This is a genomic window from Xanthomonas nasturtii, from assembly GCF_001660815.1.
Taxonomy (GTDB): domain Bacteria; phylum Pseudomonadota; class Gammaproteobacteria; order Xanthomonadales; family Xanthomonadaceae; genus Xanthomonas; species Xanthomonas nasturtii.
Genome location: NZ_LYMI01000045.1, coordinates 53,878 through 70,780, shown reverse-complemented (window position 1 = coordinate 70,780; position 16,903 = coordinate 53,878). Strand labels below are relative to the sequence as shown.

Annotated in this window: 12 protein-coding genes and 4 tRNA genes; all 16 read right to left on the bottom strand. The window is 61.9% G+C overall.

Annotated elements, in window-relative coordinates:
- Positions 1 to 10: 10 nt before the first annotated feature.
- Positions 11 to 385: a 30S ribosomal protein S12 gene (gene rpsL, locus A7D16_RS15705; protein WP_002811712.1), complete on the bottom strand. Its 375-nt coding sequence runs from the start codon at positions 383 to 385 to the stop codon at positions 11 to 13.
- Between the two features lie 219 nt (positions 386 to 604).
- Positions 605 to 4,822: a DNA-directed RNA polymerase subunit beta' gene (gene rpoC / locus A7D16_RS15700; protein WP_064634197.1), complete on the bottom strand. Its 4,218-nt coding sequence runs from the start codon at positions 4,820 to 4,822 to the stop codon at positions 605 to 607.
- Positions 4,823 to 4,976: 154 nt separating this feature from the next.
- Positions 4,977 to 9,128 carry a DNA-directed RNA polymerase subunit beta gene (gene rpoB, locus A7D16_RS15695; protein ID WP_064634196.1) on the bottom strand — a complete coding sequence of 1,384 codons (4,152 nt, stop codon included), beginning with the start codon at positions 9,126 to 9,128 and terminating at the stop codon, positions 4,977 to 4,979.
- Positions 9,129 to 9,423: 295 nt separating this feature from the next.
- Positions 9,424 to 9,789 (bottom strand): 50S ribosomal protein L7/L12, encoded by a 366-nt coding sequence (gene rplL / locus A7D16_RS15690; protein WP_064634195.1) that lies wholly within the window; start codon positions 9,787 to 9,789, stop codon positions 9,424 to 9,426.
- Between the two features lie 54 nt (positions 9,790 to 9,843).
- Positions 9,844 to 10,377 (bottom strand): 50S ribosomal protein L10, encoded by a 534-nt coding sequence (gene rplJ, locus A7D16_RS15685; RefSeq protein WP_005930748.1) that lies wholly within the window; start codon positions 10,375 to 10,377, stop codon positions 9,844 to 9,846.
- Between the two features lie 545 nt (positions 10,378 to 10,922).
- Positions 10,923 to 11,621 carry a 50S ribosomal protein L1 gene (gene rplA, locus A7D16_RS15680; protein ID WP_064634194.1) on the bottom strand — a complete coding sequence of 233 codons (699 nt, stop codon included), beginning with the start codon at positions 11,619 to 11,621 and terminating at the stop codon, positions 10,923 to 10,925.
- A gap of 3 nt (positions 11,622 to 11,624) precedes the next feature.
- The gene (gene rplK / locus A7D16_RS15675) at positions 11,625 to 12,053 is read right to left on the bottom strand and encodes a 50S ribosomal protein L11 (protein WP_008574191.1); all 429 of its coding nucleotides are present in this window, start codon (positions 12,051 to 12,053) and stop codon (positions 11,625 to 11,627) included.
- Between the two features lie 196 nt (positions 12,054 to 12,249).
- Positions 12,250 to 12,807, bottom strand: coding sequence for a transcription termination/antitermination protein NusG (nusG, locus tag A7D16_RS15670; RefSeq protein WP_014502148.1), 558 nt, complete (start codon positions 12,805 to 12,807; stop codon positions 12,250 to 12,252).
- 13 nt (positions 12,808 to 12,820) lie between these two features.
- Positions 12,821 to 13,231 (bottom strand): preprotein translocase subunit SecE, encoded by a 411-nt coding sequence (gene secE, locus A7D16_RS15665; protein ID WP_064634193.1) that lies wholly within the window; start codon positions 13,229 to 13,231, stop codon positions 12,821 to 12,823.
- 49 nt (positions 13,232 to 13,280) lie between these two features.
- Positions 13,281 to 13,356: transfer RNA gene (locus A7D16_RS15660), tRNA-Trp, on the bottom strand.
- 104 nt (positions 13,357 to 13,460) lie between these two features.
- Positions 13,461 to 14,651: an elongation factor Tu gene (tuf, locus tag A7D16_RS15655; protein WP_064634192.1), complete on the bottom strand. Its 1,191-nt coding sequence runs from the start codon at positions 14,649 to 14,651 to the stop codon at positions 13,461 to 13,463.
- Between the two features lie 46 nt (positions 14,652 to 14,697).
- A tRNA-Thr gene (locus tag A7D16_RS15650) sits at positions 14,698 to 14,773 on the bottom strand.
- A gap of 33 nt (positions 14,774 to 14,806) precedes the next feature.
- Positions 14,807 to 14,880 (bottom strand) — tRNA-Gly (locus tag A7D16_RS15645).
- A gap of 29 nt (positions 14,881 to 14,909) precedes the next feature.
- A tRNA-Tyr gene (locus A7D16_RS15640) sits at positions 14,910 to 14,995 on the bottom strand.
- Positions 14,996 to 15,148: 153 nt separating this feature from the next.
- A complete protein-coding gene (ychF, locus tag A7D16_RS15635; protein ID WP_064634191.1) occupies positions 15,149 to 16,240 on the bottom strand; it encodes a redox-regulated ATPase YchF in 1,092 nt (363 codons plus the stop codon).
- Positions 16,241 to 16,314: 74 nt separating this feature from the next.
- Entirely contained in the window at positions 16,315 to 16,899 is a 585-nt protein-coding gene (gene pth, locus A7D16_RS15630) for an aminoacyl-tRNA hydrolase (RefSeq protein ID WP_064634190.1), read from the bottom strand.
- Positions 16,900 to 16,903: the final 4 nt, after the last annotated feature.

The window sequence follows — 16,903 nt, the reverse complement described above, 5'->3', positions numbered from 1 at the left end:
GAGTATTTCCTTAGCTCTTCGGGCGCTTGGCGCCGTACTTGGAACGACCTTGACGGCGCTTTGCGACGCCGGCGGCGTCCAGCGAACCACGGACGGTGTGATAACGCACACCGGGAAGATCCTTGACGCGGCCACCGCGAATCAGGACCACGGAGTGCTCCTGCAGGTTGTGGCCTTCACCACCGATGTAGCTGATGACCTCTTCCTGGTTCGTCAGACGCACCTTGGCGACTTTACGCAGGGCCGAGTTCGGCTTCTTCGGGGTGGTGGTATAGACGCGTGTGCAGACGCCACGGCGCTGCGGACACTTGTCCAGTGCCGGGGAGGCACTCTTGTAGGTGGTCGCTTGCCGAGGCTTGCGGACCAGCTGATTGATCGTCGTCATCAGTTGATTCTTCTGATTGAGAGGCCGAGGCGGCCTACACGAAAACAAAGGCAGGCCGTGACCGGCCCACCGAGACAGAGAAGTATAGCTGGCAGGACGAAACTCCGTCAACTTCACGGAATCTGAACCTGCTGGCCCATCCAAAGGCCGGAAAACGGAGGGCCTCCTGCCCTCCTTTTCGCTTGGCTTACGGCGGCCTTGCGACCGCCGTCGGAGCGCTTACTCCTCATCCGCGCCAGCGTCGGCCACAGCTGCGACCGGTTCGGCGACTGTCGGCTTACCCGACAGCGTTTCCATTTCCGAGTCGGTCAGACCCGAAGATTTGCGACGTCCGGCGTGGTACGCCAGACCGGTACCGGCCGGGATCAGGCGACCCACAATCACATTTTCCTTCAGACCGCGCAGGTTGTCGCGGGTACCGCGCACGGCAGCCTCGGTCAACACGCGAGTGGTCTCCTGGAACGATGCCGCCGAGATGAACGACTCGGTGGCAAGCGACGCCTTGGTGATACCCAGCAGCACCGGATCGTACTTGGCAGGCAGTTCGTTGCGCTTGATCAGGCGGGCATTTTCCTCGATGACGCGCTGACGCTCGACCTGCTCGCCGTTGAGGAACTTGCTGGTGCCCTGATCGACGATCTCGACCTTACGCAGCATCTGACGGGTGATCACCTCGATGTGCTTGTCGTTGATCTTCACGCCCTGCAGGCGATATACGTCCTGGATTTCCTTGACCAGATACGCGGCCAGCGGCTCGACACCCAGCAGACGCAGGATGTCCTGCGGGCTCGGCTCGCCGTCCACCACGGTCTCGCCCTTGGTCACATGCTCGCCTTCGAACACGATGATCTGGCGGTACTTGGGGATCAGCTCTTCGTGTTCCGAACCATCGGTGTCCTTGATGATCAGGCGCTGCTTGCCCTTGGTGTCCTTACCGAAGCTGATGATGCCCGAGCGCTCGGCCAGGATCGCCGGATCCTTCGGCTTGCGCGCTTCGAACAGGTCGGCAACGCGCGGCAGACCACCGGTGATGTCGCGGGTCTTGGACGCCTCCTGCGGAATCTTCGCCACCACGTCGCCCACGCCGACGGCAGCACCGTCCTGCAGGTTGACGATGGAGCGCGGCGGCAGCAGGTACTGGGCCGGCAGATCCGTATTCGGGATGGTCAGGTCGTTGCCCTTGCCGTCGACGATGCGCACGATCGGGCGCAGTTCCTTGGCATGCGCACCGCGACGCTTCGGGTCGGTGATTTCGCGCGAGGCCAGACCGGTCAGTTCGTCGGTCTTCTCGATGACGGTGACGCCGTCGACGAAGTCGATGAAGCGGATGAAACCGGCCACTTCCGACACGATCGGGTGGTTATGCGGATCCCAGTTCGCCACACCCTGCCCGGCCTTGACCGCATCGCCGTCTTTGGCGGTGATGGTGGCGCCGTACGGCAGCTTGTAGCGCTCGCGCTCGCGGCCATGGCCGTCGAGCACGGACAGTTCACCCGAACGAGAGACCGCAACCAACGCGCCGCTGGCATGCGCCACCGACTTGAGGTTGTTGAACTTCACCGAACCGGTGGTCTTGACGGTGATGTTGTCGATCGCAGCCGCACGCGATGCCGCGCCACCGATGTGGAACGTACGCATGGTCAGCTGGGTACCCGGCTCACCGATCGACTGTGCAGCGATGACGCCAACCGCTTCGCCGATGTTGACCTGGTGACCACGTGCAAGATCGCGACCGTAGCAGCGTGCGCACACGCCGAACGAGGATTCGCAGCTAATCGTCGAACGCACCTTCACCGACTGCACGCTGGCGTCTTCCAGCTTGGCAACCCAGGCTTCGTCGAGCAGCGTGTTGCGGGTGACGATCGGTTCTTCGTCGTTGCCCGGCAGGTACACGTCCTCGGCCACCACACGGCCCAGCACGCGCTCCTTCAACGGCTCCACCACGTCGCCGCCTTCCACGATCGGGGTCATGATCAACCCTTCGGTGGTGCCGCAATCGACTTCGGTGATCACCACGTCCTGCGCAACGTCGACCAGACGACGGGTCAGGTAACCCGAGTTCGCGGTCTTCAGCGCGGTATCGGCCAGACCCTTACGCGCGCCGTGAGTGGAGTTGAAGTACTCCTGCACGTTCAGGCCTTCGCGGAAGTTCGCCTTGATGGGCGTCTCGATGATCGAGCCGTCCGGACGCGCCATCAGGCCGCGCATACCGGCCAGCTGACGGATCTGCGCCTGGCTACCACGGGCACCGGAGTCGGCCATGATGTACAGCGAGTTCATCGACTTCTGGTCGATGGTCTCACCCTTGGCGTTCTCGACCTTTTCGGTACCGATGGTGTCCATCATCGCCTTGGCGATGCGCTCGCTGGTACGCGACCAGATGTCCACGACCTTGTTGTAGCGCTCGCCGGCGGTGACCAGACCCGACTGGTACTGCTCCTGGATTTCCAGCACTTCGGCTTCTGCCTCGGTGAGGATGCCCTTCTTCTCGTCCGGGATCAGCATGTCGTCGATGCCGATCGACACGCCTGCGCGGGTGGCGTAGGCATAGCCGGTGTACATCAGCTTGTCGGCGAACACGACGGTGTCCTTCAAGCCCAGCAGACGGTAGCTGGAGTTGATCAGACGCGAGATGTTCTTCTTGGTCATCTCGGTGTTGGCCAGCTGGAACGGCAGGCCTTCGGGCAGGATCTCGCTCAGCAGCGCACGACCGACCGTGGTGTCCACGATCGAGGTACCGCTGGTGCGCTTTCCATCGACCGCGTCCACGTCCACCTGGGTGATACGGACCTTGACCTTGGCGTGCAGTTCCACCACGCGGTTGTCGTAGGCGCGCTTCACTTCGCTGGTGTTGGCGAACACCATGCCCTCGCCCTTCTTGTTCTCCAGGGCGCGGCTCATGTAATACAGGCCCAACACGACGTCCTGCGACGGCACGATGATCGGCTCGCCGTTGGCCGGCGACAGGATGTTGTTGGTGGACATCATCAGCGCACGCGCTTCCAGCTGGGCTTCCAGCGAGAGCGGCACGTGGACGGCCATCTGGTCACCGTCGAAGTCGGCGTTGAACGCGGTACACACCAGCGGATGCAGCTGGATGGCCTTGCCTTCGATCAACACCGGCTCGAACGCCTGGATGCCCAGACGGTGCAGGGTCGGTGCGCGGTTCAACAGCACCGGATGCTCGCGGATCACTTCTTCCAGGATGTCCCAGACTTCGGCTTCTTCGCGCTCGACCAGCTTCTTGGCGGCCTTGATGGTGGTGGCCAGGCCACGACGCTGCAGCTTGGCGAACACGAACGGCTTGAACAGCTCCAGCGCCATCTTCTTCGGCAGGCCGCACTGGTGCAGCTTGAGGTACGGACCGACGGTGATGACCGAACGGCCGGAGTAGTCCACGCGCTTGCCGAGCAGGTTCTGACGGAACCGGCCCTGCTTGCCCTTGATCATGTCGGCCAGCGACTTCAGCGGACGCTTGTTGGTGCCGGTGATGGCACGGCCGCGACGGCCGTTGTCCAGCAGCGCATCCACCGATTCCTGCAGCATGCGCTTTTCGTTGCGCACGATGATGTCCGGCGCATTGAGCTCCAGCAGGCGACGCAGACGGTTGTTGCGGTTGATCACGCGGCGATACAGATCGTTCAGATCCGAGGTCGCGAAGCGGCCGCCATCCAGCGGCACCAGCGGACGCAGATCCGGCGGCAGCACGGGAAGCACCGTCATGACCATCCATTCCGGACGGTTACCCGATTCCAGGAAGGCTTCGATCAGCTTGATGCGCTTGGTCAGTCGCTTGAGCTTGGTTTCCGAACCGGTACTGGCGATTTCCTCGCGCAGACGGGTCATTTCCGACTGCAGGTCGATCGTGCGCAGCAGTTCGTACACGGCCTCGGCGCCCATGGCGGCGTCGAAGTCGTCGTTGTACTCCTGACGTGCGGTGAGGTACTGCTCTTCGGTCAGCAGCTGGCGGCGCTCAAGCGGGGTCAGGCCCGGCTCGGTGACGACGTAGGCTTCGAAGTACAGCACGCGCTCGATGTCACGCAGGGTCATGTCCAGCATCAAACCGATGCGCGAGGGCAGCGACTTGAGGAACCAGATGTGCGCGACCGGCGAGGCCAGGTCGATGTGCCCCATGCGCTCGCGGCGCACCTTGGCCAGGGTGACTTCGGTGCCGCACTTTTCGCAGACCACACCACGGTGCTTCATGCGCTTGTACTTGCCGCACAGGCACTCGTAATCCTTGATCGGTCCGAAGATGGCGGCGCAGAACAGGCCGTCACGCTCGGGTTTGAAGGTGCGGTAGTTGATGGTTTCGGGCTTCTTCACTTCGCCGTAGGACCACGAACGGATCAGGTCAGGCGAGGCCAGCGCGATCTTGATCGCGTCGAAATCCAGCGTCTGGCGCTGTTGATTGAAGAGGTTGAGCAGGTCTTTCATTGGATATCTCCGGGTCGGAGGAATTTCGTATCTGAGATGGAACGCGCAGAGATCTGTTCGGGACCGGGGATCCGGGACCGGGGACCCCGAAGATCAAGAGCGCTTGGCTCCTGTCCCTCCGGGGTCCCCGGTCCCCTGTCGCCGGTCCCGGCTCTTACTCTTCCAGTTCCATGTTGATCGCCAGCGAGCGGATTTCCTTCACCAACACGTTGAAGGATTCCGGCATGCCCGCGACCATCTCGTGCTCACCATCGACGATGTTCTTGTACATCTGGTTGCGGCCCTGCACGTCGTCGGACTTCACCGTCAGCATTTCCTGCAGGGTGTAGGCCGCGCCGTAGGCTTCCAGCGCCCAGACTTCCATTTCGCCGAAGCGCTGACCACCGAACTGCGCCTTGCCGCCCAGCGGCTGCTGGGTGACGAGCGAGTACGGGCCGGTCGAACGTGCATGCATCTTGTCGTCGACCAAGTGGTTCAACTTCAGGTAGTGCATGTAGCCGACCGTGGTCTTGCGATCGAACGCTTCGCCGGTACGACCGTCGTACAACTGGGTCTGACCGCTCTGCGGCAGTTCGGCCAGTTCCAGCATGCGCTTGATTTCCGCTTCGCTGGCGCCGTCGAACACCGGGGTTGCCATCGGCACGCCGTCGATCAGGTTCTTGCCCAGGTTGAGCAATTCCTCATCGCTGAACTGCGACAGATCCACACGCTGTGCATTGATCGCGTTGTCGTGGTTGTAGATGTCGTCCAGGAACTTGCGCAGCTCGCTGACCGCCGCCTGCGCTTCCAGCATGCGCTGGATCTTGCGACCCAGGCCCTTGGCAGCCCAGCCCAGATGCACTTCCAGAATCTGGCCGATGTTCATACGCGACGGCACGCCGAGCGGGTTCAGCACGATGTCGACCGGCTCGCCGGTGGCCATGTACGGCATGTCCTCGACCGGCACCACATTGGAGACCACACCCTTGTTGCCGTGGCGGCCTGCCATCTTGTCGCCCGGCTGGATGCGGCGCTTCACGGCCAGGAACACCTTGACCATCTTCAGCACGCCCGGTGCGAGGTCGTCGCCCTGGGTGATCTTGCCGCGCTTGTCGGCAAAACGTGCTTCGAATTCCTTTTCGTGCGCCTGGATCTGCTTCTGCGCGCGTTCGATGGCGTCGGCAGCGTCTTCGTCCTTCATGCGCAGCTGGAACCAATCGGACTTCTTCAGCCCGTCCAGATACGCGTCGGTGACGTTGTCGCCCTTTTTCAGGTTCGCACCGCCATTGGCAACCTTGCCCACGATCTGCGAGCGCAGACGTGCGTAGATGGCCGCTTCCAGGATGCGGAACTGGTCATCGAAGTCCTTCTTGACGCGCTTGATTTCAGACTCTTCGATCTGACGCGCACGCTTGTCCTTCTCGATACCGTCGCGGGTGAAGACCTGCACGTCGATGACGGTGCCGTCCATGCCCGGGGGCACGCGCAGCGAGCTGTCCTTCACGTCGGACGCCTTCTCACCGAAGATCGCACGCAGCAGCTTTTCTTCCGGGGTCAGCTGGCTTTCGCCCTTCGGCGTGACCTTGCCGACCATGATGTCGCCGGCGCGCACTTCCGCACCGATGTACACCACGCCGGACTCGTCCAGACGGTTCAACGCCTGCTCGGACACGTTCGGGATGTCGGCGGAAATTTCCTCCGGCCCCAGCTTGGTGTCGCGTGCAACGCAGGTCAGTTCTTCGATGTGGATCGTGGTGTAGCGATCCTCTTCCACCACGCGCTCGGAGAGCAGGATGGAGTCTTCGAAGTTGTAGCCGTTCCACGGCATGAAGGCGATCAGCATGTTCTGACCCAGCGCCAGTTCACCGATGTCGGTGGACGGGCCGTCGGCCAGCACGTCGCCGCGCGCGATCACGTCGCCCACGTTCACCAGCGGACGCTGGTTGATGCAGGTGTTCTGGTTGGAGCGGGTGTACTTGATCAGGTTGTAGATATCCACGCCGGCATCGGTGCCGCCGCCGATTTCTGCCTCGTTGACCTTGACCACGATGCGGGCCGCGTCGATCTGCTCGATCACGCCACCACGCAACGCATTCACGGTCACGCCCGAGTCGCGCGCAACCGCACGCTCGATACCGGTACCAACCAGCGGCTTCTGCGAACGCAGCGTCGGCACGGCCTGGCGCTGCATGTTGGCGCCCATCAGTGCGCGGTTCGCGTCATCGTGCTCGAGGAAGGGCACCAGCGCCGCGGCGACCGACACGGTCTGCATCGGCGAGACGTCCATGAAGTGGACTTCTGCCGGCGGCTTCAACAGCGACTCGCCCTGGAACCGGCACGGCACGAACTGCTCGGTGAGCATGTTCTTGGCGTCGGTCAGTGCGTTCGCCTGGGCGATCACGTACTCGTTTTCTTCGATCGCCGACAGGTATTCGACGTCGTCGGAGACCTTGCCGTCCAGCACCTTACGGTACGGGGTCTCAAGGAAGCCGTACTGGTTGGTGCGGGCGAACACGGCCAGCGAGTTGATCAGGCCGATGTTCGGGCCTTCCGGCGTTTCGATGGTGCAGACGCGGCCATAGTGGGTCGGATGCACGTCGCGCACTTCGAAACCTGCGCGTTCGCGGGTCAGACCGCCCGGGCCCAGTGCGGAGACGCGACGCTTGTGCGTCACTTCCGACAGCGGGTTGTTCTGGTCCATGAACTGCGACAGCTGCGAGGAGCCGAAGAATTCCTTGATCGCCGCTGCAACCGGCTTGGCGTTGATCAGTTCCTGCGGGGTCAGGCCTTCGGATTCGGCCATCGACAAGCGCTCCTTGACCGCGCGCTCGACGCGGACCAGGCCGACGCGGAACACGTTTTCGGCCATTTCGCCGACCGAACGCACACGACGGTTACCCAGGTGATCGATGTCATCGACCACGCCGCGACCGTTGCGGATTTCGGTGAGCACCTTGATCACTTCCAGGATGTCGGAGGTGTCGGTGTGCTCGGCGACCAGACGCTTGGATTCTTCGTCGTTACGCTCGGCAAAGTACTTCTTGTCGTACAGCACCGACTCGCCCAGCACTTCCTTGCGGCCGACGCGACGGTTGAACTTCATGCGGCCGACCGTCGACAGGTCGTAGCGCTCGAAGGTAAAGAACAGGTTGTGGAACAGGTTCTGCGCAGCTTCCTTGGTCGGCGGCTCGCCCGGACGCATCATGCGGTAGATTTCCACCAGCGCTTCCAGCTGCGTCTTGGTCGGATCGATGCGCAAGGTGTTGGACAGGTACGGGCCACGATCCAGATCGTTCACCCACAGGGTACCGACCGCGTCGACGCCGGCCTTGCGGAACGCAGCCAGCTGATCTTCGCTGATTTCATCGTTGGCATTGGCCAGCAGTTCGCCGGTGGAGCCATCGACCACGTCGTGCGACAGGATGCGGCCGACCAGGTAGTCGTCCGGCACGGCCAGCGCGGCAACGCCGGCAGCTTCCAGCTGCTTGACGTGACGGGCAGTGATGCGCTTGCCCGCTTCCACGATGACCTTGTCGCCATCGGCCAGGTCGAAGTTCAGCGTTTCACCACGCAGACGCTCCGGCACCAGCTCCAGCTGTACGCCTTCGTCCGGGTTGATGTGGAAGGTGTTGATCTCGAAGAACTCGGCCAACATCTCTTCGTTGTTGTAGCCGAGCGCACGCAACAGGATCGACACCGGCAGCTTGCGGCGACGGTCGATACGGGTGAACAGCGCATCCTTCGGGTCGAACTCGAAGTCCAGCCAGGAACCGCGGTACGGAATGATGCGGGCGCTGTACAGCAGCTTGCCCGAGCTGTGGGTCTTGCCACGGTCGTGGTCGAAGAACACGCCCGGCGAACGGTGCAGCTGCGAGACGATCACGCGTTCGGTGCCGTTGACGATGAAGGTACCGTTGCCGGTCATCAGCGGAATTTCGCCGAGATAGACCTCCTGCTCCTTCACGTACTTGATCGCCTTGGTCGACGACTCGCGGTCGTAGATCACCAGGCGCACGGTCACGCGCAGCGGCGCGCCATAGCTCATGCCGCGCTGACGGCATTCACGCTCGTCAAACACGGGCTGACCCAGCTTGTAGCCCACGTACTCCAGCGCAGCGTTGCCGCTGTAGCTGGAGATCGGGAACACCGACTTCAATGCCGCGTGCAGACCGAGGTCCTTACGCTTGTTCGGCTCCACGTCTTCCTGCAGGAATTCGCGGTAGGAATCTACCTGGATGGCAAGCAGGAACGGCACTTCGAGAATCGAGCGCTGCTTACCGAAATCCTTGCGGATACGCTTTTTTTCGGTGAACGAATAAGACGTCATGAGGTCTTCACCCTAGGCTGCGGGGGCCACGTCGCGGCGGCCCTGAAATAACAAAATTGTCAGTTGGAAGTCGCTGGTATTGCCGGCACCAGCACGCCTTCTCCCGCTACTTCCAACTACCAACTCGGTGACGCGGGGATTGAGGATGACGAGACTGGGGAGTAGCGAAGATTGCCTTCGAATCCCGAATGCCGACTCTCAAATCCCGGCTTTCCATCAACGGCCAAAGGCCGGGAGCTTGACGCTCCCAGCCTTTGGTGCATCACCATGAAACGCTGGCGATGCAAGGTGTTGCTTACTTGACTTCGACGGTCGCGCCGACTTCGGTCAGTTCCTTCTTGATCTTCTCGGCTTCGTCCTTGGACGCGCCTTCCTTCAGGATGCCACCGGCTTCGGTCAGATCCTTGGCTTCCTTCAGACCCAGGCCGGTCACGGCGCGGACGGCCTTAATGACGCCGACCTTGTTGGCGCCACAGTTGACCAGCACCACGTTGAATTCGGTCTGCTCTTCGACCACGGCAGCGGGGCCAGCTGCAGCAGCAGCGACCGGGGCAGCGGCGGAGACGCCGAACTTCTCTTCGATGGCCTTGACCAGCTCCATCACTTCCATCAGGGACTTCTCGGCGATGGCGTCGACGATCTGTTCGTTGGTAAGGGACATTGTGATTACCTTTAAATGATTTTCTGGATTGGGGTTCTAGCGAACGCTAGGACATCAAGCTTCGGCAGTCTCGGCGACCGGCGCGGCGGCTTCGTCGCCGCCACCCTGCTTGTCGCCAACGGCCTTGACGGCACGGGCGAACATGGCAGCCGGTTCGGACAGCACGCGGGCCAGCATGGCCAGGGCCTGGTCACGGGTCGGCAGCGATGCCAACACGTCGACGTGACCAGCCGGGAACAGCTCCCCGCCGATGGACACGACCTTGGCCTGCAGCTTGTCGTTGCTCTTGGCAAATTCCTTGATCAGGCGACCGGCTGCGCCGGGCTCCTCCATCGAAAACGCATACAGCAAAGGACCGACCAGCTTGTCAGCAGCGACAGCGAAATCAGTACCTTCAACGGCGCGCGCAGCCAGGGTGTTCTTGACAACTTTCAAGAACACGCCGGTTTCGCGGGCCTGCTTACGCATCGCGGTCATCTGGGAGACCGTGGTGCCAGCGTATTCGGCGGCGATCAGGGAGTGGGCCTTGGCGGCGATGTCTGCCAGCTCGGCGACTACTTCTTGCTTCTGGGACAGATTGAGAGCCATTGCACTCCTCCGTTAAAGCCGGGATTGGGGATTGTTGATTCGGGGTTCGTCACAGCGATCACGCCGCCGTTGCCAATCCCAAATGCCGAATCGCTCATCCCCGCTTCAAACTACTCCGCTCGCGGCTCCTGCCGGTTGCGGTCCAGGGCAGCCTCCTTCCTGGAAGCCGGGAACATCGACCGATGTTCCTTTGGTGGCCGTTCTAGACCTGGAGTGGACTCGATCCGGGATGTCCCAGACGCGCGTAAACCAGAAAGCTCCAGAAGGGCGACACCATCTACGCCGGCCGGTTCGAAACGAACCAATTAAGCGATCCCGCTACATCGACGGCGACTCCTTGCCAGTGCGAGCATCCCTGCCCGTCGTCGATCTGCGCTGACCGCGCCTGCGGTCTTTGACGGCTACCGCCGGGCATGCCGGCGATCGCCTTCAAAATGTCCGTTACCCCAAAGGAGGGAACGGACTCCCAGCACACGGTTGCCCGGGCCGGAAAAACAATGCTGTACTGCCAAACACGTCAGGCGCATGACGCCCGACGCATTCGATTACTTCAGCGACAGGCTCGACTGGTCGACCGTCACGCCCGGACCCATGGTCGAGCTGACCGAGACCTTCTGCAGGTAGGTGCCCTTCGAGGTCGCCGGCTTGGCCTTGACCAGATCCAGCAGCAGCGCCTGCAGATTCGACTTCAGCGCTTCGTCGTCGAAGCTGGCCTTGCCGATGGTGCAATGGATGATGCCGGCCTTGTCGGTGCGGTAACGCACCTGGCCCGACTTGGCGTTCTTGACCGCTTCGCCCGGATTGGCCGACACGGTGCCGACCTTCGGGTTCGGCATCAAGCCACGCGGGCCCAGCAGGGTGCCCAGCTTACCGACGACGCGCATGGCGTCCGGGGTGGCGATGACCACGTCGTAGCTCAGGTCGCCGGCCTGCATCTTCTCGGCCAGGTCGTCCATACCCACTGCCTCGGCGCCAGCAGCCAGGGCCTCGTCGGCCTTGGCGCCTGCCGGTGCGAACACTGCCACGCGCACGCTCTTGCCGGTACCGGCCGGCAGCACGGTGGAACCGCGCACCTGCTGGTCGGACTTCTTGGCGTCCACGCCCAGGCGCACGGCAACGTCGATCGACTCGACGAACTTGGCCTTGGTGGCGCTCTTCAGGATCTTGATTGCGTCTTCGAAGGCATAGGTCTTGCCCGGAACGACAGCGGCCGCAATGGCCTTAACGCGCTTGCTCTGTGCCATGTCTTAGCCCTCCACCGTCAAACCCATGCTGCGGGCAGAACCCGCAATCGTGCGAACTGCCGCTTCCAGCTCGGCTGCCGTCAAATCGGCTTCCTTGACCTTGGCGATCTCTTCCAGCTGCTTGCGCGTCACCTTGCCCACCTTGTCGGTGTTGGGACGCTTCGAGCCGGAGGTCACGCCTGCGGCCTTCTTGAGCAGCACACTTGCAGGGGTGCTCTTGGTGACGAAGGTAAAGGTACGGTCGGAGTACGCAGTGATGATCACCGGCGTCGGCAGACCCGGCTCCAGCTTCGACGTCGCAGCGTTGAACGCCTTGCAGAATTCCATGATGTTCAGACCGCGCTGACCCAGTGCAGGGCCAACCGGCGGCGCAGGATTGGCCTGCCCGGCCTTGACCTGCAGCTTGATAAAAGCAGTAATCTTCTTAGCCATTTCGATACTCTCCGGGTGCTAGCGCCTGAACTGCAGGCTCCCCATCGGACCGGGATTCACGTGTCCCGGCTTCACGTTTTTGACAACACGCAGATGGCCGCCATGCGGCAGCCATTGTTTCCCGGCGGTTCCCCAGGTGAGCGAGCCGCGCACTATAGCAGCAATTGCTACGGGTGCCTAGAAGACACCGGCCAGGTCAGCCCTTCTCGACCTGACCGAATTCGAGCTCGACCGGCGTAGAGCGGCCAAAGATGAGCACGGCGACACGCAGCCTGCTCTTCTCGTAATTGACTTCCTCGACGACGCCATTGAAGTCATTGAACGGACCTTCGGTGACACGCACCATCTGGCCCGGCTCGAACAGCACCTTCGGGCGCGGTTTCTCGACGCCATCCTGCACACGCTGCAGAATCGCATCGGCTTCTTCGTCGCGAATGGGCAGCGGACGATCGGCGGTGCCGCCAATGAAGCCCATCACCTTGGAAGTCTCCTTCACCAGGTGCCAGCTCTCATTGTCGATACGCGGAATACCGGCTTCTTCGTGCGTTTCGATCTGCACCAGCACATAGCCGGGGAAGAACTTGCGCTCGGACCGACGCTTCTGGCCGGCACGCATTTCGATGACCTCTTCGGTCGGCACCAACACGTCGCCGAAGCGATCTTCCATTTCGGTACGCGCGATGCGGTCGCGCAATGCCTGCGCAACAGATTTTTCGAAGCCTGAATAGGCGTGAACGACATACCAACGCTTCACTGCTTGATTCTCCTCAACGAGCCAGGAACCACTGCGTGAGCTTCTGGATGACGAAATCGAAGCCGCCCAACAGCAAACTCAGAATGATCACAACAACAATCACGACCCAGGTGGTACGGATGGCTTCCTGGCGCGTTGGCCAGACAACCTTGCGCAGCTCGAACCTGGATTCGGACATGAATTCGCGGGTCTCACGGCCTTTGCCGGTGCCCAGAAACACAAACACGCCTGCCACCAACCCCACGATCACAGCCAGCGCGCGCAACTGCGGCGTCCAGGCTCCAAGCTGGGTGGCGCGCTCAGGCGCAGAAAACCAGAACCACACAAATAGCCCCGCAACCACCAGGAGCGCGGAGACGACGTATTTCACAATATCAGCGCTGGCAGCAGACGCGCTTTTGGAAGGCTCGATTTTGCTATTCATCCGGCTCTAGTTACCGATCTGACCCGAATCGTTGGGCCGGAAAGAGGAGTGGCACGCCAGGAGGGACTCGAACCCCCAACCTGCGGTTTTGGAGACCGCTGCTCTGCCAATTGAGCTACTGGCGTATGTACTCGTTTACCGCAAACCTAAGACAACGAAGGCGGACCGCGGTTCAGCCGGCCCGCCATTCGCTTGAATCCAGCCGCCATAAAGCAGCTGGACGCAGGCCTTACTTGATGATCTTGGCAACCACGCCGGCGCCGACGGTACGGCCACCTTCACGGATGGCGAAGCGCAGACCTTCGTCCATCGCGACCGGGTTGATCAGGGTCACGACCATCTTCACGTTGTCGCCCGGCATCACCATTTCCACGCCTTCCGGCAACTGGCAGGCGCCAGTGATGTCGGTGGTACGGAAGTAGAACTGCGGACGGTAGCCCTTGAAGAACGGGGTATGACGGCCACCCTCGTCCTTGGACAGCACGTAGACTTCGGCTTCGAACTCGGTGTGCGGCTTGATCGAACCCGGCTTGCACAGCACCTGGCCACGCTCGACGTCGTCACGCTTGGTGCCGCGCAGCAGCAGACCGGCGTTATCGCCTGCCTGACCCTGGTCCAGCAACTTGCGGAACATTTCCACACCGGTGACGGTGGTCTTCTGCGTGTCGCGGATACCGACGATTTCGATTTCGTCGCCGACCTTGATGATGCCGCGCTCGATACGACCGGTCACCACGGTGCCACGACCCGAGATCGAGAACACGTCTTCCACCGGCATCAGGAACGGACGGTCGACGTCGCGGGTCGGATCCGGAATGAAGGTATCCAGGGCTTCGACCAGCTTCAGGATCGCCGGCACACCGATGTCGCTCTGATCGCCGTCCAGCGCCAGACGGGCCGAACCGTGGATGATCGGAGTGTCGTCGCCCGGGAAGTCGTACTTGCTCAGCAGCTCACGCACTTCCATCTCGACCAGCTCGAGCAGCTCGGCGTCGTCGACCATGTCGGCCTTGTTCAGGAACACGACGATGTGCGGCACACCGACCTGACGCGAGAGCAGGATGTGCTCACGGGTCTGCGGCATCGGACCGTCGGCAGCCGAACACACCAGGATCGCGCCGTCCATCTGCGCCGCACCGGTGATCATGTTCTTGACGTAGTCGGCGTGGCCGGGGCAGTCGACGTGCGCGTAATGGCGAACTGCGGACTCATATTCAACGTGCGCGGTCGAGATCGTGATACCACGCGCCTTCTCTTCCGGCGCTGCGTCGATCGCGTCGTACGCCTTGAACTCGCCACCGAAACGCTCGGCACCGATCTTGGTCAGCGCAGCGGTCAACGTGGTCTTGCCATGGTCGACGTGACCAATGGTGCCGACGTTAACGTGCAGCTTTTCGCGAATATATTTGGCTTTTCCCATGGGTGCGTGTCTCGGTAATCGTTTGGAGTTGAAGACGATTGAGTAATGGTGCTCACGAAAGGAATCGAACCTTCGACCTCCTCCTTACCAAGGAGGTGCTCTACCGACTGAGCTACGTGAGCGAGTTTTGCATTATGGCATGCATTTGCGTTCAATGGAGCGGGAGACGGGAATCGAACCCGCACCATCAGCTTGGAAGGCTGAGGTTCTACCGTTGAACTACTCCCGCGCCGGGAACTGCATGCCACAACGTGAAACTGGTGGAGGGAGGTGGATTCGAACCACCGAAGGCGTAAGCCAGCAGATTTACAGTCTGCCCCCGTTGGCCGCTTGGGTATCCCTCCAGCTTTTACAACCGGACCGGTGTGCCGTGAGGCGTTTCGGTTCGGGGTGAAGCAGCCCGTTATTTTGTTGTGGGACGCATGCAGTGTCAACAAAAATTTTTAGCAACTCGTCAGTGCCGAAGACGCGCGACCATCGGGGTCGCGCGCAACCGATCAGACGTTGAAGCGGAAGTGCAGCACGTCGCCTTCCTGGACGCGGTATTCCTTGCCTTCCAGGCGCAGACGACCGGCATCGCGGGCACCCGCTTCGCCGCGATACCTGATGAAGTCGTCGAAGCCGATCGTCTCGGCGCGAATGAAGCCCTTCTCGAAATCGGTATGGATGACGGCGGCTGCCTGCGGCGCCGTCGAACCGGCCCGAACCGTCCAGGCACGTACTTCCTTGACGCCTGCGGTGAAGTAGGTCTGCAGGCCCAGCAGCGTGTAGGCCGCACGGATGACGCGATTCAAGCCCGGCTCGGCCAGGCCGAGATCGGCCAGGAAGGTGTCGCGGTCTTCGTCGTCGAGCTGAGACAGCTCTTCTTCGATGGCTGCGGACACTGGCACCACTTCCGCACCTTCGGTCAGCGCATGCGCGCGCACCGCATCCAGGTACGGGTTGTTTTCGAAACCATCCTCAAGCACGTTGGCGATGTACATCACCGGCTTGAGCGTCAGCAGGAACAGATCGCGTACCAGCGCCTTTTCCTCTTCGTCCAGACCGGCGGCACGGCCTGCCTTGCCGTCGGCCAGCGCGGCCTGCAACTTGGCCAGCACCGGCTTGCGCGCTGCCGCATCCTTGTCGCCACCCTTGGCGCTGCGTTCGGCACGGTTGAGCGCCTTTTCCACGCTATCCAGATCGGCCAGCGCCAGCTCGGTATCGATGGTTTCGATATCGGCGATCGGGTCGACCTTGTTGTTGACGTGGATCACGTCGTCGTTGTCAAAGCAACGCACCACATGGGTGATCGCATCGACCTCGCGGATGTGCGCCAGGAACTTGTTGCCCAGGCCTTCGCCGCTCGCCGCACCAGCGACCAGGCCGGCGATGTCGACGAACTCGACCGCAGTAGGAATCAGCTTCTGCGGCTTGACGATGTCAGCCAGCTGATTGAGGCGCGGATCCGGCACCGGCACGATGCCGACATTCGGCTCGATGGTGCAGAACGGGAAATTGGCCGCAGCGATGCCGGCCTTGGTCAGCGCATTGAACAGGGTCGACTTGCCGACGTTGGGCAGGCCGACGATGCCGCATTTGATACCCATGGGTCACATCCGGGATTTGGGATTCGGGATTGGAGATTCGGCATGCCACATGGCCACGAATCCCCAATCCCCAATCACGCATCCCTGCTGGTGTGCAGGCGCTTCATTGCTTCGTTGAAATTACCCTCCATCGCCAGCGGCAACACGTCGATGGCAGCGTCTATTGCCATACCGATCGCTGCATCGTCGTCGCGCCCTGCCCGTCCCAGCACCCAGGGCACCACGCGGTCCTTGTGACCGGGATGGCCGATGCCGACGCGCAGACGGTGAAATTTGCCATGCCCGAGCAGGCGAATGGTGTCGCGCAAGCCGTTCTGTCCGCCGTGACCGCCGTCGAACTTGAGTCGCGCCGTTCCGGGCGCCAGATCCAGTTCGTCGTGGGCGACGAGCAACTGTTCCGGCTCGACCTTCCAGAACCGCAGCGCGGCGGTGATCGACTTGCCGCTGAGATTCATGAAGGTGGCCGGCTTGAGCAGCCAGACCGGCTGTCCTGCGATATCGACCCTGGCGGTCTCGCCGAACAACTTGCTGTCCAATGCCCAGCGGGCGCCACTGCGCTCGATGAGGGCATCGACGAAACGAAACCCGGCGTTGTGCCGGGTTTGCGCGTGTTCCGAGCCCGGATTCCCAAGCCCGACAATCAGTCGAGGTGCAGACATGCCA